A 23056-nucleotide genomic window follows, 5' to 3' on the forward strand; every position below is an offset into this window, starting at 1 on the left:
CTCCCCCGCTCGGGGGAGGACCGTTGTCAGTGGCGCCTGTCACGATGTCCGTATGGCCCGGTTCCTGAGCCCGCTGCTGCGGGGGACGACGTACACACGGCTCCTGCATCTGTGGGTGCCGATGCTCCTGGTGAGCCTGTGGATGTTCATCGACCCCCGGCGGCCGTGGGTGGTCGCGCTGCTGGTGATCCCGGCCGGGCTGGTCGCGGGGGTGCGGACGGGCGAGGGCGTGCAGGCGCGGTGGATGCTCACGCCGGGCGAGGAGGACCCCGGGTTCTCGATCGCGCCGTCGGCGACCTGGCGGGACCGGCTGCGGACGGTCGCCTGGCTCGAAGTGCGGCTGCTGCTGGGAGTGTCGACGACGTTCGTGTGCGTGTGGATGCCGTCGCTGGTGTACGACCTCGTACGGCTGTCCCTGGGGTACGCGAGTGACCTGGTCGCCTGGGACCCGTCCCCGCACTGGTCGTACGCCCTGCTGACGCCGTTCCCGCTGATCGCCCTGTACGGCGCCGTCGTCGGCCTCGGGCACCTCGTGACCGTCGCCGCGCGCGCCCTCCTCGGTCCGTCCGCCGCCGAGCGGCTCGCGGCGCTGGAGGAGCGTACGGAACGGCTGCTGGAGCGCACGCGCATCGCCCGCGAGCTGCACGACTCGATCGGGCACGCGCTCACGGTGGCCGTCGTGCAGGCGGGCGCCGCGCGTGCGGCGGGTGATCCGGCGTTCACCGCGCGGGCGTTGGAGGCGATCGAGGAGACCGGGCGGGCCGCGCTGGAGGATCTGGAGCGGGTGCTCGGGGTGCTGCGGGAGTCCGAGCGGCCGGCGAGCGGGCGGCCCACGCTCGCGGAGGCGGACCGGTTGCTGGAGTCCGCGCGGGCGTCGGGGGCGCTGGTCGACGCGGAGCTGTCGGGGCCGCTGGAGAAGGTGCCCGGGCCGGTGTCCCGGGAGAGCTACCGGATCCTCCAGGAGGCGCTCACGAACGTCCTGCGGCACGCGGGGCCGGTGCCGGTGCGCGTCCGCGTGGGCGTCGAGGCGGACGTCCTCCGGCTTGAGGTGCGCAATCCGCTGGCCGCGCGCGTCCCCGGGCCCGGGCGCGGCAGCGGCCTGCGCGGCATCCGCGAACGCGCCGCGCTCCTCGGCGGGCACGCGTCCACCGGGCCCGACGCCGGGGACTGGCGGGTGCGCGCGGAGCTGCCGTTGGGCTGATCTACGCTGGCCGGATGCCGGTCACTGTGCTCCTCGTCGACGACGAACCGCTGGTCCGCGCGGGGTTGCGGGCCGTTCTTGAGGCCCAGCCCGACATCACCGTCGTCGGCGAGGCGGCCGACGGAGCCGCCGTCATCCCCCTCGTCCGGCAACTGAGGCCCGACGTCGTCGCCATGGACGTACGGATGCCGCTGCTCGACGGCATCTCCGCGACTCGCGCCGTTCTGCGGGGAGTCGACGCTCCGCCGAAGATCCTGGTGGTGACGACCTTCGAGAACGACGAGTACGTGTACGAGGCGCTGCGCGCCGGGGCCGACGGGTTCCTGTTGAAGCGGGCGCCGGCCGCGGAGATCGTCAACGCGGTGCGGGTGGTGGCCGCCGGGGAGTCGCTGCTGTTCCCGGCGTCCCTGCGGAAGCTGGCGGCGGAGTACGGGGACCAGGAGGCGCGGGACCGGCTGGAGTCGGCCGGGCTGACCGAACGGGAGGGCGAGGTGCTGCGGTTGATGGCCCGGGGGCTGTCGAACGCGGAGATCGCCGGGGAGCTGGTGGTGGGCGCGGAGACCGTGAAGTCCCATGTGAGCGCGGTGCTGGGGAAGTTGGGGGCGCGGGACCGGACCCAGGCGGTCATCGCGGCGTACGAGTCGGGGTTCGTGGCACCTCGGTGAGGGGGCGCCGGGAAACCGGTGTGCGGGCGGCGTCGGCCTGTCCGGAACCGTGCGGGTTTCCGCGACCGGGGTGGGGACGGCCGCCGCGCGCGTTCCCTTCCCGGCCACGTGGAGCGTACGGCTGCGTCGCCGCCCCTGCCGGAGGCCGAAGCGGCTTTCGTGCGGGCCGAGTTGGAGCCGTCTTCGCAGCCGTACGAGGAGACCGCCGGCGCCTATCGGGTGGGCTGACGGAGGTCGAACTCCGCCCACACCGTCTTGCCGCTCGGCGGGTACGGGACGGTCCCCCAGCGGTCCGCCAGCGCCGCGACGAGGACGAGACCGCGACCCGACTCGTCGTCCGGGTTCGGCTGCGGCCAGGGGAGCCGGTCCCCGCGCGCGTCCGTGAGCGCCGCGCGCAGGATGCCGGTCGTCTTGTCGAGAGCGAGGCCGACGCGGAAGTCACGGCCCTGGACGCGGCCGTGCAGCGCCGCGTTCGACGCGAGTTCGGCGACGACCTGCTCGATGCGCTCCGTGTGCGCCGGGGGGACCTTCCACGCCTGGAGGCGCTCCACCGTGAGCAGCCGGGCCAGGCGGGCACCCCTGCGCGTGGACGACAGGAGCTGGTCGAAAGTGTGTACGGTGTCAGGAAGTTGGGGAGTCGTGGTGTTCATGAGGCCAAGGTGGAGGGCGCGCGGGGGCGCGTTCCAGACCTGAGGCCCGTACGCTGCGTCAGCGTACGGGGGCAATCCGTAGACGGTACGAGATTCTTGCCGTCACCCTGGGCGGGTCGATCGCGGGGAACAGCGCACGTACAGACCCGGAGGTGGCCGCGTATGACCGACGGTGCGGAGATCTTGGACGAGGACGGGGACGGGGTGGAGGCGGTCGACGACGACCACGAACGTGAGCCCGATCCTTCCGACAGTCTGAAGACGTTCGGGGCTGTCGTCCAGGGTCTGCGGGAGCATCAGGGGCTCAGCAGGGAACAATTCGGGTTGCTCATCGGGTACTCCAAGCACACGGTGGAATCAGTGGAGCTGGGGAGGCGGATGCCGGATGAGAGGTTCGTGGACAGGGCGGAGAACGCGCTGGGGAACACGGGGGCGCTGCGGAGGGCGGCGCCGTTCCTGACACGGGGCGAGGCCGGGTTGGCGGTGTGGTTCCGGAAGTGGGCGCGGCTGGAGAAGAAAGCGATCAGGCTGTGCACCTATGAGTGCCGGTTGGTGCCAGGGCTGTTGCAGTCGGAGGAATACCTGCGGGCGCTGTTCGAGCACCGTGTTCCGCTGCTGTCCGACGAGCAGATCGAGGATCAGGTGTTCGCTCGGCTGGAGCGTCAGGAACTGCTGCGCGGACGGCCGAACGTCGAGTTCAGCTTCATCCTGGAGGAACACCTGTTCCGCCGCAGGATGGGTGGGGTCGATCAGATGCGAAGGCTGATCGATCACGTGCTGGACCTGAGTCTGCTGCGCAACGTGACGATCCAACTCGTGCCGCTGGAAGCCGGGTTGCATACGTGCACGGACGGACCGATCCGACTCCTGGAGACCCCGAAGCAACGGTGGCTGGCCTACTCCGAAGGACAGGAGAACGGGCGGCTGATCTCCGATCCGAAAGTAGTGAGTGTTCTCCGTCAGCGCTATGAAACACTGCGCTCGCAGGCCCCGAACCCTCAAGAATCGCGGGGCCTGTTGGAGCAACTGCGAGGAGAACTATGAGCACGACGGAACTCGCCTGGTTCAAGTCCAGCTACAGCGGGACGGAGGGCGATGACTGTGTTGAGGTCGCCTTCTGGTTCAAGTCCAGCCACAGCGGCAGCTCCGGCGACGACTGCGTCGAGGTCTCCATCGCCGAACAAGCCATCTGCGTACGGGACTCCAAAGACGTGGCCCTCCCCCACTTCTCCGTCAACCGCGACGGCTGGACCCAGTTCGTGGGGTTCGTGTCGGAGGCGTGAACCTGGCTCCCGTACGTCCCGGTGGCCCCAGCGCGTGCCACCGGGACGTACGATCCGCCCACACTCGACTGCCTGGGAGGACGCGCGTGGGGCGGCTCATCGGTGGGGATCCGTCGTTGTTGCGGCGGATCAACTCCGCGGTGGTGCTGCATGCGTTGCGTGCGGCGGAGCGGGCGACGTTGACGGAGGTCACGCGGGTGACCGGGCTGTCGCGGCCGACGGTGGAGGGGGTGGTGGAGGATCTGATCGGGGCGGGGCTGGTCGTCGAGGAGGCGGCCGATGTGACGGTCGTACGGCGGCAGGGGCGGCCCGCGCGGCGGTTCCGGTTCCGGGCCGAGGCCGGGTATCTGCTGGGGCTGGACATCGGGGCGCACCGGGTGTCGGCGGTGGTCGCGGATCTGGACGGGCGGGTGCTGGGGGCGCAGGACAGGGGGGTGGCGGAGGGCGCGTCCGCCGAGGAGCGGCTGGAGCGGGCGCGGACGGTCGTCGCGGAGCTGCTGCGGCGGGCCGGGGTGCCGCGCAGCGCGCTCAGGGCGGTCGGCGTGGGGACGCCGGGGATCGTCGAGACGGACGGGACGGTGCGGCTGTGCGCCGCGTTGCCGGAGTGGACGGGGCTGCGGCTGGGTGAGCGGCTCAGCCGGTCGTTCAAGTGCCCGGTGCTCGTGGAGAACGACGCGAACGCCGCGGCCGTCGCCGAGCACTGGAAGGGCGCCGCGGTCGACTCCGACGACGTCGTGCTGGTCCTCGCGGGGCTGAGTCCGGGGGCGGGTTCGCTGATCGGGGGGCGGCTGCATCGCGGGTACGGCGGGGCCGCGGGGGAGATCGGGGCGCTGCACCTGCTGGGGCGCGAGGTCACTCCCGAGGCGCTGCTGTCCACGACGGACGTGCCGCTTCCCCCTCTCGACCATCAGGCGGCGATCGAGGTCTTCACGCGCGCGGGGGACGGCGATCCCGGCGCCCGTGCGGCCGTCGACCGGTTCTTCCGGCGCCTCGTCCACGACGTCGCGGCCCTCGCCCTCGCGCTGGACCCGGAGCTGGTCGTCATCGGCGGCGCGACGGCCGGACTCGCCGACCTCCTCGGCCCCCTGCGCGACGAACTCGCCCGCTACTGCCTGCGCCCGCCGAGGGTCACGCTGTCGTCCCTGGGGGAGGCGGCTGTGGCCATGGGCGCGCTGCGGCTGGCGCTGGACCATGTGGATCAGCAGTTGTTCGCGGTGGAGGGGACGGTGACGGGGAGGCAGGGGCTGGGGTGGTGAGGGACGGTTGCGGGTGGCGGTGGGCGGGTGGGGTCGGTCGGGGACGGCGGCAAGGCGTCCCGGCCGGAAGGGGCTCCTCGCCTGGAGGCGCTCCTGGCTTGAGTGCTCCTCGCTTGTCAGCGAAACGGGCGGCACCTCGGGGAAGTTCCCGGGGGCGTGAGGCCGCGGCCCTGCCGGGTCCGCGCGGCCCGCTCCCCCAGGTGAAGTTCCCGGGGGCGTGAAGCCGCGGCAAAGCGTTCGGGACCGGCGCGGGCGCGCAAGCCGCAGGGGCCCTCTCCCCCCGGGGGCGGCGGTGGCCATGGGCGCCCTGCGGCTGGCGCTGGACCATGTGGATCAGCAGTTGTTCACGGCGGAGGACGGTGACGGGCCGCAGGGGCCCTCTCCCCCGAGCAGCCAACTCCGGGGCCACCGAGCCGTACCCGCCCACCCCGCGTCCTGCCACCCGCCCCCACCGGCGGGACGCCCGACCCGGCGTACGGCCGAGAGGCCGGGGCGCCCCGCGCGGGCTCAGGAAACCCTCTCCTCCAGCCCTTCCTCGATCTCCACCCCGCCCGCCGCGCCGAACGTCAGTCGGCACGTGTCAGCGCGGTACGTCGCGACCGAGAGCGCGGCGACCCGGTCGGCGGCCATGAAGTGGGTCGTGACGACCAGAACCGGAGCCCCCGGCAGCCGGTCGAGCTGCTTCGCGTCGTCCGCGCGCGCGGAGCCGAGTTCCACGGAGCGGTTCTGGGCCGTGAGGTCCAGGTGGTGGAGTTCGCGGAGCAGGGCACGCGCGCGGGCGGGACCCGAGAGGGCGTCCGTGGGCGGGAGCGCGGGGACGGAGGTCTCCGGGACGTAGAGGAGTTCCGCGGCGACCGGGTGCCCGTGGGAGACACGGGAGCGGCGGACTACGTGGACGGCGAGCCCGCGCGGGAGCGCGAGGGCGGTGGAGACGGCCGCAGGGGGCGCCGTCAGGTCGCTGTCGACGGGCTGCCAGGTGTCGTCGCTGGGCCAGGCCCTGCCCTCGGGGCCGACGTCGACGCCTACGCGCGGGGGCGCGACGGTCGTGCCGACGCCCCGTCGGCGGTGGAGTCGCCCCTCCAGTTCGAGTTGCTCCAGTGCCTGCCGGAGTGTCGCGCGGGCGACGCCGAAGCGGGCCGCGAGGTCGCGCTCGTTGGGCAGCACCTCCCCCACCGTGAACTCCGAGTCGAGTGCTTCGCTGAGCACTGTCCTCAGATGCCAGTACTTCGGTTCCGGCACCGTTTCCAGCTGCGTGGTCCCCACCCTGTCCTCCACCCCGCCCCGTGTGGCTCAGGCCCTTTACGCGCCCTTGTTTATTAAAGGTTGTTTCACTTGTCAGCGACCATAAGGCGGCCCCCAACCTTGGTCAATACCAATGGGGGAAACCGCTTTCGGCCAGACGGGGCTTGGAATCGGCCGTACCTTGCCGGGCTCGCGGCAGGCGTCCGCCCCGGCCTGGGGCTACCCGTCGGTAGCAACAACTGACAAGCTGTCCACGGAGTTTCACCGCTGAGTTCAGACGAGGAGCACCCGATGTCCGCCACCGTCTCCTTCAAGGTCCCCTCCGCGCGCGGGCCGCAGCCGGTCACCGTCTCCTACGCGCGCGTGGGTCACGGCGAGCCGCTGCTCCTGCTGCACGGCATCGGGCACCACCGCCAGGCGTGGGACCCGGTGACCGACATCCTGGCGACCGAGCGGGACGTCGTCGCGGTGGACCTGCCCGGCTTCGGAGCGTCCCCGGGTCTCCCGGAGGGCCTCGCCTACGACCTCCCGACGACGAGCGCGGTCTTCGCGGCGTTCTGCGAGACCCTGGGCCTGGACCGGCCGCACGTGGCGGGCAACTCCCTGGGCGGCCTGATCGCCCTGGAGCTGGGCCGTGAGCACCTCGTACGGTCCGTCACGGCCCTGGCCCCCGCCGGTTTCTGGTCCGAGGCGGAGCGGCGTTACGCGTTCACCGTGCTGCTGACGATGCGCCGTATCGCGCGCGGGATGCCGCTGCCCCTGGTGGAGCGCCTGGCGCGGTCGGCGGCCGGCCGTACGGCGCTGACGAGCACCATCTACGCCCGCCCCGCGCGCCGTTCACCGGAGTCGGTGGTCGCCGAGACGCTCGCCCTGACCGGTGCGACCGGCTTCGACGCGACTCTGCGCGCGGGCGGCTCGGTCCGGTTCACGGACGACGTCCGGGACGTCCCCGTGACGATCGCCTGGGGCACCCGGGACCGCGTACTCCTGCGGCGCCAGGGCGTGCGCGCGAAACACGTCATGCCTCAGGCGCGGTTGGTCCGCCTTCCGGGCTGCGGCCATGTGCCGATGAGCGACGATCCGGCGCTGGTGGCGCGGGTGATCCTGGACGGGAGCCGCTGAGGTCGGGCTGTCGCCGAGGGCGAGCCTTCACCGCGCGCCCGCTGCCGTCGAAGGCTCCACCCCCGGAACCGCAGACCATCCCTCACCCCGCCTCCCCCACCCCCGCAGCCAAGCCGTCCCTCCCCGAGCCCCCAGACGCCCGTCTGAGCGCCCCGGAGCCCGCCGCCACCCCGAGACCCACCAGCACGCTCCCCAGCGCCTGAGCGGCCCCGTAGGAGCCCGCGCCGACGACGGGTGCCGTAGCGGCGGCGGCGACCGGGATCAGCCCGGAGAAGAGGGTGGCCCGCTCGGCGCCCAGCACCTGCATCCCCCGGTACCAGCACACGAACCCCACGACGGTCACCACGACGGCCTGCCACAGCAGCGCCGCAGCCTCACCCCCGTCCGGCCACCGCACCCACCCGCCCCCGTCGAGCGACACCCCCAGCACCGCCGACTCGACCGCGGCCACCCCGCACACCGTCGCCGACGTCAGCAACGGCCCGAGCGCGCGCAGTACCGGCGTCGCCAGCACCGCGAACCCCACCTCCCCGACCAGCGCGCACGCGGAGAACACGAGCCCGGCACCGTCCGTACGCCCCCACCCCTGCACGACGAACGCGCCCGCGGCCACCAGCGACGCACCCCACAGGCGGGGCCGACGCCCCTCCAGGAGCGGCACCAGGACGGCGACGACGACCGGCGCGCACCCGACGAACACTCCGGGGACGGCCGGTTCGGCGGACCGCTCCGCCGCGAGGACGGCGAGGTTGAAGCCGACCATGCCGACGCCCGACAGCAGCGCGACGCGCAGCCATTGACGGAGGGGCAGACCGCGCAGGCGCTCGCGCGCGCCATGACGGGCCAGGGGCGCCAGCAGCAGGAAGGCGAGGCCGTAGCGGAGCGCCTGCCCGCCCGCGTACGGATAGTCGCCCAGCACGCTGTTGGCGGTGAAGGAGGCCCCGACGAGGAGGCAGGCGAGCGCGGCGAAGAGCGCTCCGCGCGCGGAGGTGGCGTTCATGAACGGGACGTTAGGGACGGCGGCGGCCCGCATTAAGGTCCACTTCCATGGCGTCATCGGGGACCAGTCCGTGGGAGGTGCTGCGGCCTGCGGTCGCCGCACCCGCACGCACGCGGGGACGTGCGTTGCAGGAGGCCCTGCGGGAGGCGATCCGCGCGGGACGGCTGGCCGCCGGGACCCGGTTGCCGTCCAGCAGGGACCTCGCCGCCGATCTGGGCGTGTCGCGAGGGCTGGTGACCGAGGCGTACGAGCAGTTGACCGCCGAGGGGTATCTCCGCAGCGGGCGCGGCGCGGGGACCTGGGTCGGGGACGCCGTCCGCGCGGCGGCGCCCCGCGCGCGGGACCGTGCGCCGCGCTCGCCCGGTGCACGCGTCGACTTCGTGCCCGGCTCCCCCGACCTGTCGCTGTTCCCGCGCGCCGCCTGGTCCGCCGCCCAGCGTGCCGTGCTCGCCGGACTCCCCCACCAGGACCTCGGCTACCCCGACCCGCGCGGCCTGCCCCGCCTGCGCACCGCCCTCGCCGCCCTCCTGACCCGGCGCCGGGGAGTCGTCGCCGATCCGGAGCGGCTGATCGTCGTCTCCGGCGTCGCGCAGGCGCTCGCGCTGCTCGGCGGGGCGCTCCACGCGCGCGGGATCCGCGAGGTCGGCGTGGAGGACCCCGGGAGCCCGCCGCACGCGACCCTGTACGCCGCCGCCGGCCTGGACGTCGTACCGCTGCCCCTGGACGGCGACGGGATCGCCCTCGGACCGCTGCACCACGCGCGCGTGCGCACGGTCGTCACCACGCCGGCCCACCAGTTCCCCACCGGCATCGCGTACGCGCCCGAGCGCCGTACACGGCTCCTGGAGTGGGCGCGCGCGGTGGACGGGTTCGTGCTGGAGGACGACTACGACGGCGACTTCCGGTACGACCGTGACCCCGTCGGCGCGCTCCAGGGGCTCGACCCCGAGCGCGTCGCCTACACCGGGTCCGTCAGCAAGTCCCTCGCGCCCGGACTGCGCCTGGGCTGGCTGCTGCTCCCCGAGGCGCTCGCCGAGGACGTCACCGAGCGCAAGCGCACCGCCGACCTCGGGCATCCCGCCCTCGACCAGGCCGTCTTCGCCCGCTTCGTCGAACACGGCGACTACGACCGCCACCTGCGCCGCTGCGGGCGCGCCTACCGGGAACGCCGGGACACCCTCCTCGCGTCCCTCGCGGACCACTTCCCCGGCACGGAGGTCTCGGGCATCGCCGCCGGGCTGCATGTCATCGCGACGCTGCCGGAGCGGTACGGGCCGCAGGAGCGGTTCCTGGAGCGGGTCACGGAGGCGGGGGTGGAGGTGCGAGCGCTGACGGAGTACGGGCACGCGCGCGTGGATGACGATTCCGACCCCGCCCCCTCACCCTCGTACCCACGCGCACGCGTACAGAGCGACGTACGCCCCCGTACCGACGTACGCCCCCGTCTCGTCCTCGGATACGCCCACCTCACGCCGGTACGCATCCGTACCGGCGTCGCGCTGATGGCGCAGGCGGCCGGAGGGTGACGCCGGCACCGGACAGAGCCCCGTAGAGCGCCCAACTCCGAAGCCACTCCCCCGGGCGTCCCGCTGTTCACCCGGCATTTCCGAACCGGCCCTCCGCCCCCCGTAGGTCTGGCTGTGCACCCCGGCCCCTTCCCCTTTCCGGAGGCTCTGCCATGCCGTCCTTCCCCTCTCCCAGCCGTCGCGGCGTCCTGCGCGGCTCGCTCGCCGCGTCGGCGGCGCTGTCCCTGCCCGGTGCGCTGGGCGCCGCGCCCGCGTTCGCCCTGTCGGGGCGGCCCGGCGCGAAGTGGGGTGTGCAGACCGGGGACGTCGGCGCGCACTCGGGGCTGGTGTGGGTGCGGGCGGACCGGCCCGCGCGGATGATCGTGGAGACAGCGGCCACCGAGTCGTTCCGCAACCCGAAGCGCTGGCACGGGCCGCTGCTCGGCGCCGGTACGGACTTCACCGGCACGACCCGGTTGCACGGGCTGCCGTCCGGCGAGCAGATCCACTACCGGGTGCTGCTGGCGGACCCGGACGACCCGCGGCGTACGGGTGAGCCGGTGGCCGGGACGTTCCGGACGGTGTCCGAGAAGCGGCGGCAGGGGGTCAGGTTCCTGTGGTCGGGCGACCTGGCCGGGCAGGGCTGGGGCATCAACCAGGACATCGGCGGCTACCGCATCTACGACGCGATGGCGAAGCTGGACCCGGACTTCTTCCTGTGCAGCGGCGACAACATCTACGCGGACGGGCCGATCGCGGCGACGCAGGCGCTGCCGGACGGCCGGGTGTACCGCAACCTGGTGACCGAGGAGAAGTCGAAGGTCGCCGAGACGCTCGCGGAGTACCGGGGGAACTTCCGGTACAACCTGCTGGACGAGAACCTGCGCCGGTTCAACGCGCAGGTGCCGTCGATCATCCAGTGGGACGACCACGAGGTCCGCAACAACTGGTACCCCGGCGAGGTGATCGCCGACTCGGACGCGCGGTACACGGAGAAGAGCGTGGACGTGCTCGCCTCGCGCGCGCGGCGGGCGTTCGGCGAGTACTTCCCGGTCTCGACGCTGACGCCGGGCGCGAAGGAGGGCCGGGTGCAGCGCGTGCTGCGGCACGGGCCGCTGCTGGACGTGTTCGTGCTGGACATGCGCACGTACCGCAACGCGAACTCGACGGACGTCCAGACGACCGACCCGCAGGGCATCCTCGGCCGGGAGCAGCTGGAGTGGCTGAAGCGGGAGCTGGCGTGCTCGCGGGCGGTGTGGAAGGTGATCGCCGCCGACATGCCGCTCGGGCTCGTCGTACCGGACCCGATGGAGAACAAGCCGAACTTCGAGGCCGTCGCGCAGGGCGACCCGGGGCAGCCGCTGGGGCGTGAGCTCCAGATCGCGGAGCTGCTGCGGTTCGTCAAGCACCGCCGGATCACCGGGACGGTGTGGCTGACGGCGGACGTGCACCACACGTCGGCGCAGCACTACCAGCCGTCGCGGGCGGCGTTCAAGGACTTCGAGCCGTTCTGGGAGTTCGTCTCCGGGCCGCTCAACGCGGGTGCGTTTCCGGCCAATGATCTCGACGGCACGTTCGGCCCCGAGCGGGTGTTCGTCAAGGCGCCGGCGACCGCGAACGTCTCACCGGCCGACGGGTACCAGTTCTTCGGCGAGGTCGACATCGACGGCCACAGCGGGGAGTTGACGGTCCGGCTGCGCGAGTCGGACGGAACTGTCCTGTACACGCGGGTACTTCAGCCGGGACGTGTCGGCCAGTAGGGCGCGGGTCCCGTAGGCTCGGCGGTGGGCCGCGTACCGGCGTCATCCCCCGGTGCGCGGTGTCCCTCTTTGGCCGGAAAGAAGCGGTCCGCTCCGAAAATACGAAATGGGCTTTTACCCATCGGTCACAGTACGTTCGTGATCACGCAACACCGTTCCCGCACAGTGGATGCATGACTCAGAAGACGACTGCTGTCACCCGTTCCGTCGCGGCCCTCCGGGCGGCCCTGCACGCCTGGCGATCACACGGCCACGACCCCGCGCCACCCAGGGGTGATACCGGCCCCCGGCCACTCGCCGGGGACACCGACACCCTCGCGGGCACGCTGTGGCGGATGCGGACGACCGTGACGGACGCGCCCGGCTCGCTGGCCGCGCTGTGCGCCGCGCTCGCCGGGCACCGGGTGGACATCCTGAGCCTCCAGACGCACCCGCTGGGCCTGGAGACGGTCGACGAGTTCCTGCTGCGCGCGCCGGGCGACCTCACCTCCGCCGAGATCACCCACGCGGTCGCGGCGGCGGGCGGCACCTCGACGTGGATCGAGCGGGCCGACGCGCACGACCTGGTCGACGCGCCCACCCGGGTGCTCGGCCTCGCCACCCGTACCGCCCTGGACGCGGCGGAACTCCCGCTCGCGCTGCGGCAGTTGCTGGGCCGGTGCGCGATCCGTTCGCTGCCGGGCGCGCACGACGTGCCGGCCGAGGGGGTCCTGGAGGAGACAGTGCTGCGCCTGCGGGCGCCGGAAGGCGGCGTGATCACCGTGGAGCGGCCGTACCTGCCGTTCACCCCGACCGAGTTCGCGCGCGCCCGCGCGCTGGTCGAACTGGACACGCGGCTCGGACCGCGTGTCCCGCGCGGACTGGACGTCCTGACGCTGCCCGAGGGCGCCGACATCACCGTGGGCCGCGCCGACCAGGCCGATCTGGACGCCGCGAAGGCCATGCACGAGCGGTGCTCCGCGCAGACCCTCACGATGCGCTACCACGGGCCCGTCGGCGACGCCGACCGCTACCTGAACCACCTGCTGAGCCCCCGCTTCGGCCGCACCCTCGCCGTCCGCACCGCCTCCGGCCGCGTCGTCGCCCTCGGCCACCTCCTGTGGGACGGCGACGAGACCGAGATCGCCCTCCTCGTCGAGGACGACTGGCAGGGCCGCGGCATCGGCGGCGAACTGCTGCGCAGGCTGGTGCGGATGGCCGTGGAGACCGGCGGCGAGAGCGTGTACGCGGTGACCCGCTCCGGCAACACGGCGATGGTCGCGGCGATGCGCTCGCTGGGGCTGCCGCTCGACTACCAGATCGAGGAAGGCACGCTGGTCATCACGGCCCGCCTGGAGGGGCTGACGCCGCAGACCCTGCCGTTCGAGGTGCGGGCGCAGGAGCGCATCGGGCGGGAGTAGGGGCGGGAGGCCGGCGCCGGTCTCTTCGTACGCCGCCGCTCGCCGCCGCTCGGCTCTCGGCGAAATCCGGCCTCCCCCGGCCCGTTCCCGCACGATCCGGGCTGACGTGACACCGGTATCCGTACGAGGATGTCCGCATGTCAGAGACGAACAGCCCGCTGCCCCGCGAGGTCGCCGACGCGTATGTCGACGGTCTCATCGCCCTCGATCCAGTCACCGGTACCTACCTCGGCGCGAAGGAGAGTTCCCGCCTGATGCCGGACCTCTCGCCCGCCGGTCAGGAGGCGCTGGCGGACCTCTCGCGCCGGACGCTGGCCGCACTGGACGAGGCGGAGCGCAGGCCCGGCGCGGACAGTGACGTGGAGCGGCGGTGCGCGCGGCTGCTGCGGGAGCGGCTGACGGCCGAACTCGCCGTCCACGAGGCCGGGGAGGGGCTGCGGTCGGTCGGCAACCTGGGGACGCCCGCGCAGCACGTGCGCGAGGTGTTCACGGTGACCCCGGCTGACACCGACGAGGACTGGGCGGCGATAGCCGAGCGGCTGCGGGCCGTACCCCAGGCGCTGCGCGGCTACCGCGAGTCCCTCGAACTCGGCCTGGAGCGCAAGCTGTTCGCGGCCCCGAGGCCGACGGCGACGTTCGTCGAGCAGCTCGGCGAGTGGGCCGACACGGGCGAGGGGAAGGGCTGGTTCGAGGACTTCGCCGCGTCCGGCCCCGACCCGCTGCGTGCCGAACTCGACGCCGCCGCGCGGGAAGCGACCGCCGCGGTCGTCCAACTCCGGGACTGGATACGGGAGGTGTACGCCCCGGCGATCGAGGACGCCCCGAACGTCGTCGGCCGTGAGCGGTACGCGCGCCTGTCGCGCTACTACAACGGCACCGACCTCGACCTGGACGAGGCGTACGCGTACGGCTGGGCCGAATACCACCGTCTGCTGGGCGAGATGAGGAAGGAAGCCGAGAAAATCCTCCCCGGCGCCGCGACCCCGTGGACGGCGCTCGCGCACCTCGACGAGCACGGCCGGCACATCGAGGGCGTCGACGAGGTCCGCGACTGGCTACAGAGCGTGATGGACCGCGCGATCGAGTCCCTGGACGGCACGCACTTCGAACTCGCCGAGCGGGTACGGAAGGTGGAGTCCCGCATCGCCCCGCCGGGCAGCGCCGCCGCGCCGTACTACACGGCCCCCTCGGAGGACTTCTCGCGGCCGGGCCGCACCTGGCTCCCGACGATGGGCCAAAGCCGGTTCCCCGTCTACGACTTGGTGTCCACCTGGTACCACGAGGGCGTCCCCGGCCACCACTTGCAGCTCGCGCAGTGGGCGCACGTCGCGGAGAACCTCTCCCGCTACCAGGCGACCGTCGGCATCGTCAGCGCCAACGCCGAGGGCTGGGCCCTGTACGCGGAGCGCCTGATGGACGAACTCGGCTTCCTGGCCGACGCGGAGGAGCGCCTCGGCTACCTGGACGCGCAGATGATGCGCGCGGTCCGCGTGATCATCGACATCGGTATGCACCTGGAGCTGGAGATCCCGGCGGACTCCCCGTTCCACCCCGGCGAGCGCTGGACGCCCGAGCTGGGCGAGGAGTTCTTCCTCTCCCACAGCAGCCGCCCGGCCGACTTCGTGGTCAGCGAACTCACCCGCTACCTGACGATCCCCGGCCAGGCCATCGGCTACAAACTCGGCGAGCGCGCCTGGCTGTTGGGTCGCGAGAAGGCCCGCGAACGCCACGGCGACGCGTTCGACCTGAAGGCGTGGCACATGGCGGCCCTGTCGCAGGGTTCCCTGGGCCTGGACGACCTGGTGGACGAACTGGCGGCGCTGTAAAGGTTTCTGACGGTACGACATATCGGGCGCCCTGCTCCGTACGACGGTGAGGGCGCCCACGTCGTGTGTCAGCAGCCGCAGTTCTCGGAGCCGACGGGCGCGGTGAGCGGGTCGGCGTCGCGCCGCTCGCGTCCCTCCCACGTCTCGAACGCGAAGCCCTCGCGCACCCAGTACTCGAACCCGCCGAGCATCTCCTTGACCCGGTAGCCGAGTTCGGCGAGCGCGAGGGCGGCGCGGGTGGCGCCGTTGCAGCCGGGTCCCCAGCAGTAGATGACCACCGGCACGCCCTTGTCGAGGAGTCGCTCCGCCTGCTCGGGGATGAGCGCGGTCGGCAGGTGGACCGCGCCGGGGACGTGTCCCTGGTCCCACGCCTCGGTGGAGCGGGAGTCGACGACGACGAACTCGTCGGTGGGGAGCGCGGCGGCGACGTCGGAGACGTCCGCGTGGAAGGCGAGGCTCGCGCGGAAGTAGGCGGCGGCTTCGGCGGGGGCGGCGGGCGCGGTGCGCAGGACGGGATTCGTGATCATCGTCATGGCGAGAAATCTACGGTCGTCGGCGCCGGGTCTGAAGGCGGGTTCCCCGGCCCTGACCTTGATCGGCCGGGGATTCCCCGGCACCCTGACCCCATGACCACGTATTCCCCGGACGCCACCGACTGGCGCATCCTCGACGTCCTCCAGCGCGACGGCCGCGCCTCGTTCGCCGACCTCGCGCGGGCCGTGTCGATGTCGCCGAGCGCGGTGACGGAGCGGGTGCGGCGGCTGGAGGAGGCCGGGGTGATCCAGGGGTACGCGGCGGTCGTCGACCCGGAGCGGCTGGGCCTGCCGATCCTGGCGTTCGTACGGCTCAGGTACCCCAACGGGAACTACAAGCCGTTCCACGACCTGGTGGCGGTCACCCCGGAGATCCTGGAGGCGCATCACGTGACGGGCGACGACTGCTTCGTCATCAAGGTCACCGCCCGCTCGATGCGGCACCTGGAGGAGGTGGCGGGGAAGATCGGCGCGCTCGGGTCGGTGACGACGAGTGTCGTCTACTCCTCGCCCCTGCCGCGCCGCCCGCTCGGTCAGTGACCGCGCCTGCGCAGGGTCGACCCGGTCCGCCCCTTCACCACCTCCAGCTGTGCGTGGATGCGCCGCCGCAGGTCCGCGACGTGGCTGACGATGCCCACGCTGCGGTCGCGCTCGCGCAGTGAGTCGAGGACGTCGAGGACCTCGTCGAGGGTCTGGTCGTCGAGGCTGCCGAACCCCTCGTCGATGAACAGGGTGTCGAGCCGTACCCCGCCCGCCTCGTCGGTGACGACGTCCGCGAGCCCGAGCGCGAGCGCGAGGGACGCGAAGAACGTCTCCCCGCCGGACAGCGTCGCCGTGTCGCGCTCACGCCCGGTCCAGGCGTCCACGACGTGCAGCCCGAGCCCGCTGCGCCCGCGCCCGGAGCGGTCTGCGGAGTGGACGAGGGTGTAGCGCCCGGACGACATGCGCTGGAGCCGTACGGTCGCGGCGGCGGCGACCTGCTCCAGGCGCGCGGCGAGCACGTACGCCTCCAGGCGCATCTTGCGTTCGTTGTCCGCCGAGGTGCCCGCCGTGAGCCCGGCGAGCCGGGCCACCCGGTCGTACTCCCGGCGCAGGGGCGCGAGGTGTCGTACGCCGCTCTCCGCGCGCGCGGAGAGGCGGTCGAGTTCCTCGCAGCGGCGGGCGGCGGCGTCGCGCGCGGAGGCGGCCCGGCGCAGTGCCTCGGCGGCTGCGGAGGCGCGTTCGGCGGCGCCGGTGACGTCGGCGGGCGGGCGGCGGGCGGCTGCGGCCGTCCCGGGTTCGGCGAGGACGGCCCGGACGGCGGACTCCTCGGCCTGCCAGGCGTCCAGGCGGTGTTGCAGGTCGCGGTGGGCGTCGGGGGCGAGGAGGGCGTCGGCGGCCTCGCGGGGGGTGCTGAAGCCCGCGCGGTAGGCGGCCTCGGCGAGCCGGCCGTCGGCGTCCTTGAGGCGGCTCGCGCTCTCCTCGGCCGTGCGGACGGCGTCCGCCGCGCCGGTCAGCAGCCGGGCACGCCTCTCCAGGTGGGCGGCGCGCGCGGCGACGCTCTCGGCGGTGCCGCGCGCCCGCGCCAACTCCTGTGTGAGGTCGGCCTGTTCGCGCTCCAGGTTCTCGCGGTGGACGGCGCGCGACGCGACGCGTACGGCCGCGTCGCGCTGGACGGTGATCCGCCGCTCGCGCTCCTGCTCGGCGGCGTGCAGTTCCTCGCGGGCGGGGTGGAGGTCGGACGCCTCGCGGCGCGCGTGCGCGTACTGGCGTTCCAGGTCCTCGAACTCGGCGGTGAGGGTGGCGGTCGGGGTGTCGCCGGCCTCGGCGGAGGCGGCGGCGAGGGCCTGGCGGGCGTCGTTGAGGTGCTGTTCGTTCTCGCCGTGCCGCGCCTCCGCGCGCTGGAAGGCGTCCAGGGCGTTCTCCTCGGCCGCGCGGTCCACGTGTCCGGCGTCCTTGCGCGCGGGCGCGGGGTGCTCGGTGGCGCCGCAGACCGCGCAGGGGGTGCCGTCGACGAGGCTCGCGGCGAGTTCGGCGGCGATGCCGTCGAGGCGCTGCTCCTTGAGGTCGAGCCAGTGCGCGCGGGCCTGCTGAGCGGCTTCGCCGGAGGTGAGGGCTTGCTGTTGGGCGGTCTCGATGGCGCGGGCGAGGCTGTCGCGGAGTTCGGCCGCCGTGAGCCGTCGGCGTGCCGGTTCGCGGCGCTCGGCGAGTTTCTCGGCCCGCGTCGTGGCGGCCTGCGCGGCGTCGATACGGGCCTGGAGGGCCTCGCGGGTCGCGTCCCAGCCGGTGAGCCAGGCTTCCGCGTCGGTGAGGTCGGCGGCGTCGGCGCGCTCCTGGCGGTCCAGGGTCGCGCGCTCGCCGGCCAGTTCGGCGAGCCTGCGTTCCGCTCTGCGGGCGGACTCCAGGCCGCCGAGTTCCTCGGTGGTGCGGCGGGCCGCCGCCGTGAGGGAGACGGCGTCGGCCTCACTGTCGGGCTGCGGGAGCAGCGCCCGCGCGCGGGCCTCGTCCCGCGCGGCCTTGGCGTGTTCCGCGTCGGCCGCCTCGCGCAGGTCCAGCGCCGGTTCGACCGCCTCCGCCTTGCGGGCGCGGTCCATGCGGGCGCGGGCCTCCTCGTAGGCGCCGGAGTGTTCCTGGAGTCGGGTTGCCCGAGTCTGTGCTTCATCAAAGCGCTGTTGGAGACGCGCGAGTTCGCGTACGTCGTCCAGCGCGCGTTGTGCCGCGTTCTGGGCCGACTCCGCCGCCGCGCGTCCGCAGTGGGCGATCGTGAGCTGTTCGCGGGCCGTGCTGCGGGCGATGGCCGCCGCGGCCAGGACCGCTTCCGCCAGCCCCGGTTCGCCGGGGGTGAGACCGGGGAGGTCGAACGCGCCGCCGGCCGCCTGCTGCATGCGGTGCGCGTCCGCGAGGAGGGTGGCGTCGCCGTCCTTGACGCGGGCTTCCGCGGTGCGGCGGCGGTCGGCGAGGCGCTGCTCCACCTCGGCGAAGCGCTGGGTGTCGAAGAGGCGGCCGAGGAGCTTGCCGCGGGCTTCCGCGTCCGCTCGCAGGAAGCGGGCGAAGTCGCCCTGCGGGAGGAGGACGACCTGGCAGAACTGTTCGCGGCTCATGCCGAGGAGCTGGGTGATCTCCTCGCCGATCTCCTGGTGGGAGCGGCTGAGGTCCTTCCAGGTGCCCGCCTTGTGCTCCCTGAGCCAGGTCTGGGCCTTGTCGAGGGTGGTGCCCGCGCCGCGCTTCTTGGGGCGCTGCCACGGGGGTTGCCGGGTGATCTCCAGCCTGCGTCCGGCCACGGTGAGGTCGAGGGTGACCTCCGTGCGGACGTCCGGGGCGGCGTGGTCGCTGCGCAGGGCGAGTCCCTGGCCGCTCTGCCGGTCACCGGGGACGACGCCGTACAGGGCGTAGCAGACGGCGTCCAGGACGGAGGTCTTGCCGGCGCCCGTGGGGCCGTGGAGGAGGAAGAGGCCGGCGGTGGAGAGGGCGTCGAAGTCGACGGTCTGGGAGGCGCCGAAGGGGCCGAAGGCGGTGAGGGAGAGCCGGTGCAGCCTCATCGGACCATCGCCTCCTGCGCGCGCACCGCGTCGAACGCCGCCCTCAGCACGCCCTGTTCGTCCGTGTCCGGGCCCGCTCCGCGTACGTGCGTCACGAAGTCCTCGGCGATCTCCTGGTCCGTGCGGCCCGCCAGACGGCGCGCGTACGACGCCTCGGGGTCCTCCGGGGTGCGGTCTGGGGCGAAGACCAGGTTCAGGGTGTGGGGGAAGCGGGTGGTGAGGCGGGCCATGGGGTCGGTGGGGCGGACCGGGTCCGTGAGGGTCGCCTCCACCCACGCGTCCTCGTGCCGGGTCAGCCGCGGGTCCGACAGGAGGTGCTCCAGCGTGCCCCTGATGCGCGCCAGGGCCCTCGGGACGGGGCAGTCCACGCGGTCCGCCGTCACCTCGCCGTCCGCGTTCAGGTCGATCAGCCACATGCTCTTGCGGTGGGCCGACTCCGAGAACGAGTACGGCAGGGGGGAGCCGGAGTAGCGGATGCGGGGTGTGAGGGTCTGGGCGCCGTGGAGGTGGCCCAGCGCGACGTAGTCGACGCCGTCGAAGACGCCCGCCGGGACGGACGCGACGCCACCGATCGTGATGTCCCGCTCGCTGTCGCTGGGCTGTCCGCCGGTGACGAAGGCGTGCGCGAGGACGACGGAGCGGGTGCCCGGCGCGCGGGTGGCGAGGTCGGCGCGGACGCGGTCCATGGCGGCGGCGAGGACCGCTTCGTGCCCGGCCTTCTCGATGCCGAACTCGTCCTTCACTAGGGCGGGTTCGAGGTACGGGAGGCCGTAGAAGGCGACGTCCCCGCGCGCGTGCGGGACGATCACCGGGGTGCCCGCCGACGCGGGGTCCGTGCGCAGGTGGATGCCCGCGCGGTCGATGAGTCCGGCGCCGACGCCGAGGCGGCGGGCCGAGTCGTGGTTGCCGGAGATCAGTACCGTCGGCACGCCGAGGCCGGCCAGCCGGTGCAGGGCGTCGTCGAACAGCTCCACCGCCGCGAGAGACGGGACCGCGCGGTCGTACACGTCCCCCGACACCACCACCGCGTCGACCTCGCGTTCACGCGCGGTCGCCACCAGGTGGGCGATGAACCCGGCCTGGGCATCGAGCATGTCCACCCGGTGGAACGCCCGGCCCAGATGCCAGTCGGAAGTGTGCAGGAGCCTCATGGTCACCGAGGTTAACGGCCGGGTCTGACATCACGTGCGGCGTCGGTGACACCGGTGCTTCCCGGGGCCCTCACCGGCCTCACACCTCGCCGTACGCCTCCCCGCCCAGTTCGAACCCCGCCGTCCCCGCCGTCGCGTCCGCGAGCCAGCCCCGGAACGCGGGCACATCGGCGTCGGGCAGCCCGATCTCGATCGTGACGGCCTCCTCGTACCGGACGTCGCGGACCTCGCGCCCGGTCGCGCGCAGGTCGTTCTGGAGCTTCCCGGCGCGCTGGTGGTCGACGGTGAGGGTGGCGAGGCGGAAGCGGCGCCTGGTGATCGTGCCGAGGGTGTCGATGGCCTCGCCGACGGCACCCCCGTAGGCCCGGATGAGGCCGCCCGCGCCGAGTTTGACGCCGCCGTAGTAGCGGGTGACGACGGCGACGACGTACCGCATGTCCCTGCGGGTCAGCATCTGGAGCATGGGGAGCCCGGCGGTGCCGCCCGGTTCGCCGTCATCACTGGCCTTCTGCACGGACGCGTCGGCACCGATGACGTACGCCCAGCAGTTGTGCGTGGCGTCGGCGTACTCCTTGCGGACGGCCGCGACGAAGTCCTGGGCCTCCCGCTCGGTGGCCGCCGGTGCGAGCGTGCACAGGAAGCGGGAGCGGTTGACCTCGGTCTCGTGCACGCCCGCGCGGGCGACGGTTCGGTACTCGTCCTGCATCCGGTCAGCCTACGGGGCGTCCGGTCAGGGCTTCTTCCCGCGCGGGACGGTCACCGAGGTCAGGAGCGCCGTCCCGCGCGCGAGCGTGCGCCAGGTCGTCGCGTGCCAGGCGAGGACGGCGATCGCGGAGGTGGGGAACTTCACGGCGACCCGCTCCAGGGTGTCGTCCACGCCGTCGCCCGCGAGGTCCAGGACCAGGTCCTCCAGGCCGGGGTTGTGGCCGACCAGGAGCAGCGTCTCGACCTCGGGGGACGTCTCGCGCAGGACGTCGAGGAGTTCGGGGACGTCGGCGCCGTAGAGGCGGGGGTCGTGGCGTACGGGAGGCGGGGTGCCCCACTCGCGCGACGCCAACTCCCAGGTGTGGCTGGCGCGTTCGGCGGTCGAGCACAGGGCGAGGTCGGGAAGGCAGTCGGCCTCGGCGAGGGCGCGCCCGGCGGCGGGGGCGTCGCGCAGGCCCCGGGGGCCGAGGGGCCGGTCGTGGTCGGGGACGCCGTCGGGCCAGGCGGACTTGGCGTGCCGCAGGACGACCAGGCGACGCAGGGGACCGGTGCCGGCGGGGACGAAGCCGCTCTCCGCAGGCTCTTCCGCGCGGGTACGGCTGAAGCCGGGACCGGCACCTCCCGCGCGGGTACGCCCGATGCCCAGCCCTCCCGCATGGCCGAAATCGACGCCGTCACCTCCCGCGCGGGCGCGCCCGAAGTTGATGTCTTCCTCTCCCGCGCGGGCGCGGCCGACGCTGTCCCCTCCCGCGCGGGCATGGCCGGCGCCGCCCTCCCCCGCGCGGACGCGGCCGACACTGTCCCCCTCCGCGCGGGCGCGCCCGTCTCCTCCCCCGCCCTCGCGACTGACGCCATCGCCCCCCGCATAGGCGCGCGGCAAGTCCTCGCCGCCCCGCGCGCTCATGCCAGGCTCCCGAGGTCGCGTACGAGGTCGAGGCCGAGGAGGCGGTCGGCGTACGCGTACGTCTCGAAGCGGGCGCCGTCGGGGAGGGCGGGGTCGGTCTCGACGTCGCGCAGGGCGCCGAGGACCGCCGGGACGTCGAGGTCGTCCTCCCAGGCGTGGCGCAGGCGCGCGCGTACGGCGTCGGGGACCGGGCGCGAGGGCCTGCGGGCCCAGTCGGCGACGGCGTGCCGCCAGCGCGCCAGCGTCTCGCGGGCCTCGCGCACCGCGTCCTCGTCGAGCCTGAGGGCCGTCCCCCGGCGCGCGGCGAGCAGTGCGAGGCGCAGGACGGCCGGGTCGGTGTCCCAGGCCGCCGAGGGGCTCGTCACGCCCTCCACGGGGGCCACGGTGAGCACCGGCCCGTCGGGCCGCGCGGCGTCCTCCCGCGCGACGTGCACCACCTGGACCTCCCCGAGTCCCGCCCCGACGTCCCGGCTGTCCTCGAAGGGCCGCGCCCCGAGCGCCACCGCCCCGGCCCGCAGCTCGGCCTGATCCCGCTCCCCGGTGAGCAGCGTCCACACGGGCGTGCCGCCGAGTTCGAGCGCCCGCACGAGGAGGTCGGCGACGAGCAGCACGCGCAGGGAGCCCGTCCCGTACCCCGAGGCGTGCACCTCGACGCGGGTGAGACCACGGCGGACAGGGGCTGCGGCGACGGACTGGCCGGTACGGGCGTCGATGATGCGGAGCACGGGGCGAGCGTAGGCGGCCCGGCGCCCGCGCGCAGTGCGATGGAGGGGAAACGGCGGGAAAGTCGCGGAAACAGGACACCGGTGGCGCGCTCCACGCGCGCGTACCGGCCGCCCGGAATCCCCCGCCCCCTCCGGCGGTTGGCACCAGCGACACTTCTTCCCGCGCCCCTCTGGAGGCCCCCGTGTACGGCGACGAGGCAACGGTCCGCAAGATCCTCACCGAGAGCGGCGACACCTGGGCCGTGGTGGGCCTGTCGACGAACCCCACGCGCGCGGCGTACGGGGTCGCCGAGGTGCTCCAGCGGTTCGGGAAGCGGGTCGTGCCGGTGCACCCGAAGGCGGAGACGGTGCACGGGGAGCAGGGGTACGCGTCCCTCGCGGAGATCCCGTTCGCCGTGGACGTGGTGGACGTCTTCGTGAACAGCGACCTCGCGGGCGCGGTGGCCGACGAGGCCGTGGCGAAGGGCGCGAAGGCGGTGTGGTTCCAGTTGGGCGTGGTCGACGAGGACGCCTACGCGCGTACGCGTGCGCAGGGCGTCGACATGGTCATGGACCGCTGCCCCGCGATCGAGATCCCGAGGCTGGGCCGGTAGGCCGGAGGCGTTGTCGG

General features: G+C 73.6%; 21 protein-coding genes. 12 read left to right on the forward strand and 9 right to left on the reverse strand.

The genetic code is table 11. The features are described 5' to 3' along the window. Positions 1-52: 52 nt before the first annotated feature. Both ACQCO7_RS06685 and ACQCO7_RS06690 read left to right on the forward strand, forming a co-directional pair. Positions 53-1201 (forward strand): sensor histidine kinase, encoded by a 1149-nt coding sequence (locus tag ACQCO7_RS06685; protein WP_464070954.1) that lies wholly within the window; start codon positions 53-55, stop codon positions 1199-1201. 14 nt (positions 1202-1215) lie between these two features. Beyond that, a complete protein-coding gene (locus ACQCO7_RS06690) occupies positions 1216-1866 on the forward strand; it encodes a response regulator (protein WP_464070955.1) in 651 nt (216 codons plus the stop codon). Positions 1867-2078: 212 nt separating this feature from the next. On the opposite strand, the gene ACQCO7_RS06695 is transcribed toward ACQCO7_RS06690, so the two are convergent. Continuing rightward, the gene (locus tag ACQCO7_RS06695) at positions 2079-2516 is read right to left on the reverse strand and encodes an ATP-binding protein (RefSeq protein WP_464070956.1); all 438 of its coding nucleotides are present in this window, start codon (positions 2514-2516) and stop codon (positions 2079-2081) included. Positions 2517-2678: 162 nt separating this feature from the next. Here ACQCO7_RS06695 and ACQCO7_RS06700 point away from each other — a divergent pair, with 162 nt between their 5' ends. From ACQCO7_RS06700 to ACQCO7_RS06710, 3 genes are all read left to right on the forward strand, one after another. Beyond that, on the forward strand, positions 2679-3560 hold the full coding sequence (locus tag ACQCO7_RS06700) for a helix-turn-helix domain-containing protein (protein ID WP_464070957.1): 882 nt from the start codon (positions 2679-2681) through the stop codon (positions 3558-3560). Continuing rightward, positions 3557-3799: a DUF397 domain-containing protein gene (locus tag ACQCO7_RS06705; protein WP_464070958.1), complete on the forward strand. Its 243-nt coding sequence runs from the start codon at positions 3557-3559 to the stop codon at positions 3797-3799. The genes ACQCO7_RS06700 and ACQCO7_RS06705 overlap by 4 nt, the downstream gene beginning before the upstream one ends. Before the next feature lie 86 nt (positions 3800-3885). Then, positions 3886-5055, forward strand: coding sequence for an ROK family transcriptional regulator (locus ACQCO7_RS06710; protein WP_464070959.1), 1170 nt, complete (start codon positions 3886-3888; stop codon positions 5053-5055). A 507-nt stretch (positions 5056-5562) separates the two neighbouring features. Here ACQCO7_RS06710 and ACQCO7_RS06715 read toward each other — a convergent pair. Further along, positions 5563-6318, reverse strand: coding sequence for a GntR family transcriptional regulator (locus tag ACQCO7_RS06715; RefSeq protein WP_464070960.1), 756 nt, complete (start codon positions 6316-6318; stop codon positions 5563-5565). 270 nt (positions 6319-6588) lie between these two features. Between ACQCO7_RS06715 and ACQCO7_RS06720 the strand changes: the two genes are divergently transcribed. Continuing rightward, complete coding sequence (locus ACQCO7_RS06720; protein WP_464070961.1) at positions 6589-7419, forward strand: alpha/beta fold hydrolase; 831 nt, start codon at positions 6589-6591, stop codon at positions 7417-7419. An 82-nt stretch (positions 7420-7501) separates the two neighbouring features. On the opposite strand, the gene ACQCO7_RS06725 is transcribed toward ACQCO7_RS06720, so the two are convergent. Continuing rightward, complete coding sequence (locus ACQCO7_RS06725; protein ID WP_464070962.1) at positions 7502-8419, reverse strand: EamA family transporter; 918 nt, start codon at positions 8417-8419, stop codon at positions 7502-7504. Between the two features lie 47 nt (positions 8420-8466). Here ACQCO7_RS06725 and pdxR point away from each other — a divergent pair, with 47 nt between their 5' ends. The 4 genes from pdxR (at position 8467) to ACQCO7_RS06745 (ending at position 14910) form a co-directional block, all read left to right on the forward strand. After that, positions 8467-9945, forward strand: a complete 1479-nt coding sequence (pdxR, locus tag ACQCO7_RS06730) for a MocR-like pyridoxine biosynthesis transcription factor PdxR (RefSeq protein WP_464070963.1) — start codon at positions 8467-8469, stop codon at positions 9943-9945. A gap of 152 nt (positions 9946-10097) precedes the next feature. Then, on the forward strand, positions 10098-11684 hold the full coding sequence (locus ACQCO7_RS06735; protein WP_464070964.1) for an alkaline phosphatase D family protein: 1587 nt from the start codon (positions 10098-10100) through the stop codon (positions 11682-11684). Between the two features lie 173 nt (positions 11685-11857). Beyond that, the gene (locus ACQCO7_RS06740) at positions 11858-13084 is read left to right on the forward strand and encodes a GNAT family N-acetyltransferase (RefSeq protein WP_464070965.1); all 1227 of its coding nucleotides are present in this window, start codon (positions 11858-11860) and stop codon (positions 13082-13084) included. Positions 13085-13221: 137 nt separating this feature from the next. Beyond that, the gene (locus ACQCO7_RS06745; RefSeq protein ID WP_464070966.1) at positions 13222-14910 is read left to right on the forward strand and encodes a DUF885 domain-containing protein; all 1689 of its coding nucleotides are present in this window, start codon (positions 13222-13224) and stop codon (positions 14908-14910) included. A 68-nt stretch (positions 14911-14978) separates the two neighbouring features. Here ACQCO7_RS06745 and ACQCO7_RS06750 read toward each other — a convergent pair whose 3' ends face one another. Continuing rightward, a complete protein-coding gene (locus ACQCO7_RS06750) occupies positions 14979-15443 on the reverse strand; it encodes a rhodanese-like domain-containing protein (RefSeq protein ID WP_464070967.1) in 465 nt (154 codons plus the stop codon). A gap of 93 nt (positions 15444-15536) precedes the next feature. Here ACQCO7_RS06750 and ACQCO7_RS06755 point away from each other — a divergent pair, with 93 nt between their 5' ends. Beyond that, on the forward strand, positions 15537-15983 hold the full coding sequence (locus ACQCO7_RS06755) for an Lrp/AsnC family transcriptional regulator (protein ID WP_464070968.1): 447 nt from the start codon (positions 15537-15539) through the stop codon (positions 15981-15983). Here the strand turns inward: ACQCO7_RS06755 and ACQCO7_RS06760 are convergent. The 5 genes from ACQCO7_RS06760 to ACQCO7_RS06780 all read right to left on the reverse strand — a co-directional run bounded on the left by ACQCO7_RS06760 (position 15977) and on the right by ACQCO7_RS06780 (position 22446). Continuing rightward, positions 15977-18961 (reverse strand): AAA family ATPase, encoded by a 2985-nt coding sequence (locus ACQCO7_RS06760; RefSeq protein ID WP_464070969.1) that lies wholly within the window; start codon positions 18959-18961, stop codon positions 15977-15979. The genes ACQCO7_RS06755 and ACQCO7_RS06760 overlap by 7 nt on opposite strands. After that, positions 18958-20112 (reverse strand): exonuclease SbcCD subunit D, encoded by a 1155-nt coding sequence (locus ACQCO7_RS06765; RefSeq protein WP_464070970.1) that lies wholly within the window; start codon positions 20110-20112, stop codon positions 18958-18960. The genes ACQCO7_RS06760 and ACQCO7_RS06765 overlap by 4 nt, the downstream gene beginning before the upstream one ends. A gap of 79 nt (positions 20113-20191) precedes the next feature. After that, positions 20192-20818 (reverse strand): YigZ family protein, encoded by a 627-nt coding sequence (locus ACQCO7_RS06770; RefSeq protein ID WP_464070971.1) that lies wholly within the window; start codon positions 20816-20818, stop codon positions 20192-20194. Positions 20819-20842: 24 nt separating this feature from the next. Beyond that, complete coding sequence (locus ACQCO7_RS06775) at positions 20843-21358, reverse strand: SixA phosphatase family protein (protein WP_464077162.1); 516 nt, start codon at positions 21356-21358, stop codon at positions 20843-20845. Between the two features lie 359 nt (positions 21359-21717). Further along, complete coding sequence (locus tag ACQCO7_RS06780) at positions 21718-22446, reverse strand: hypothetical protein (protein WP_464070972.1); 729 nt, start codon at positions 22444-22446, stop codon at positions 21718-21720. A 182-nt stretch (positions 22447-22628) separates the two neighbouring features. Here ACQCO7_RS06780 and ACQCO7_RS06785 point away from each other — a divergent pair, with 182 nt between their 5' ends. Further along, on the forward strand, positions 22629-23039 hold the full coding sequence (locus ACQCO7_RS06785; protein ID WP_010354012.1) for a CoA-binding protein: 411 nt from the start codon (positions 22629-22631) through the stop codon (positions 23037-23039). The last annotated feature ends 17 nt before the right edge of the window (positions 23040-23056 follow it).

Source organism: Streptomyces saintjeani (assembly GCF_055409605.1).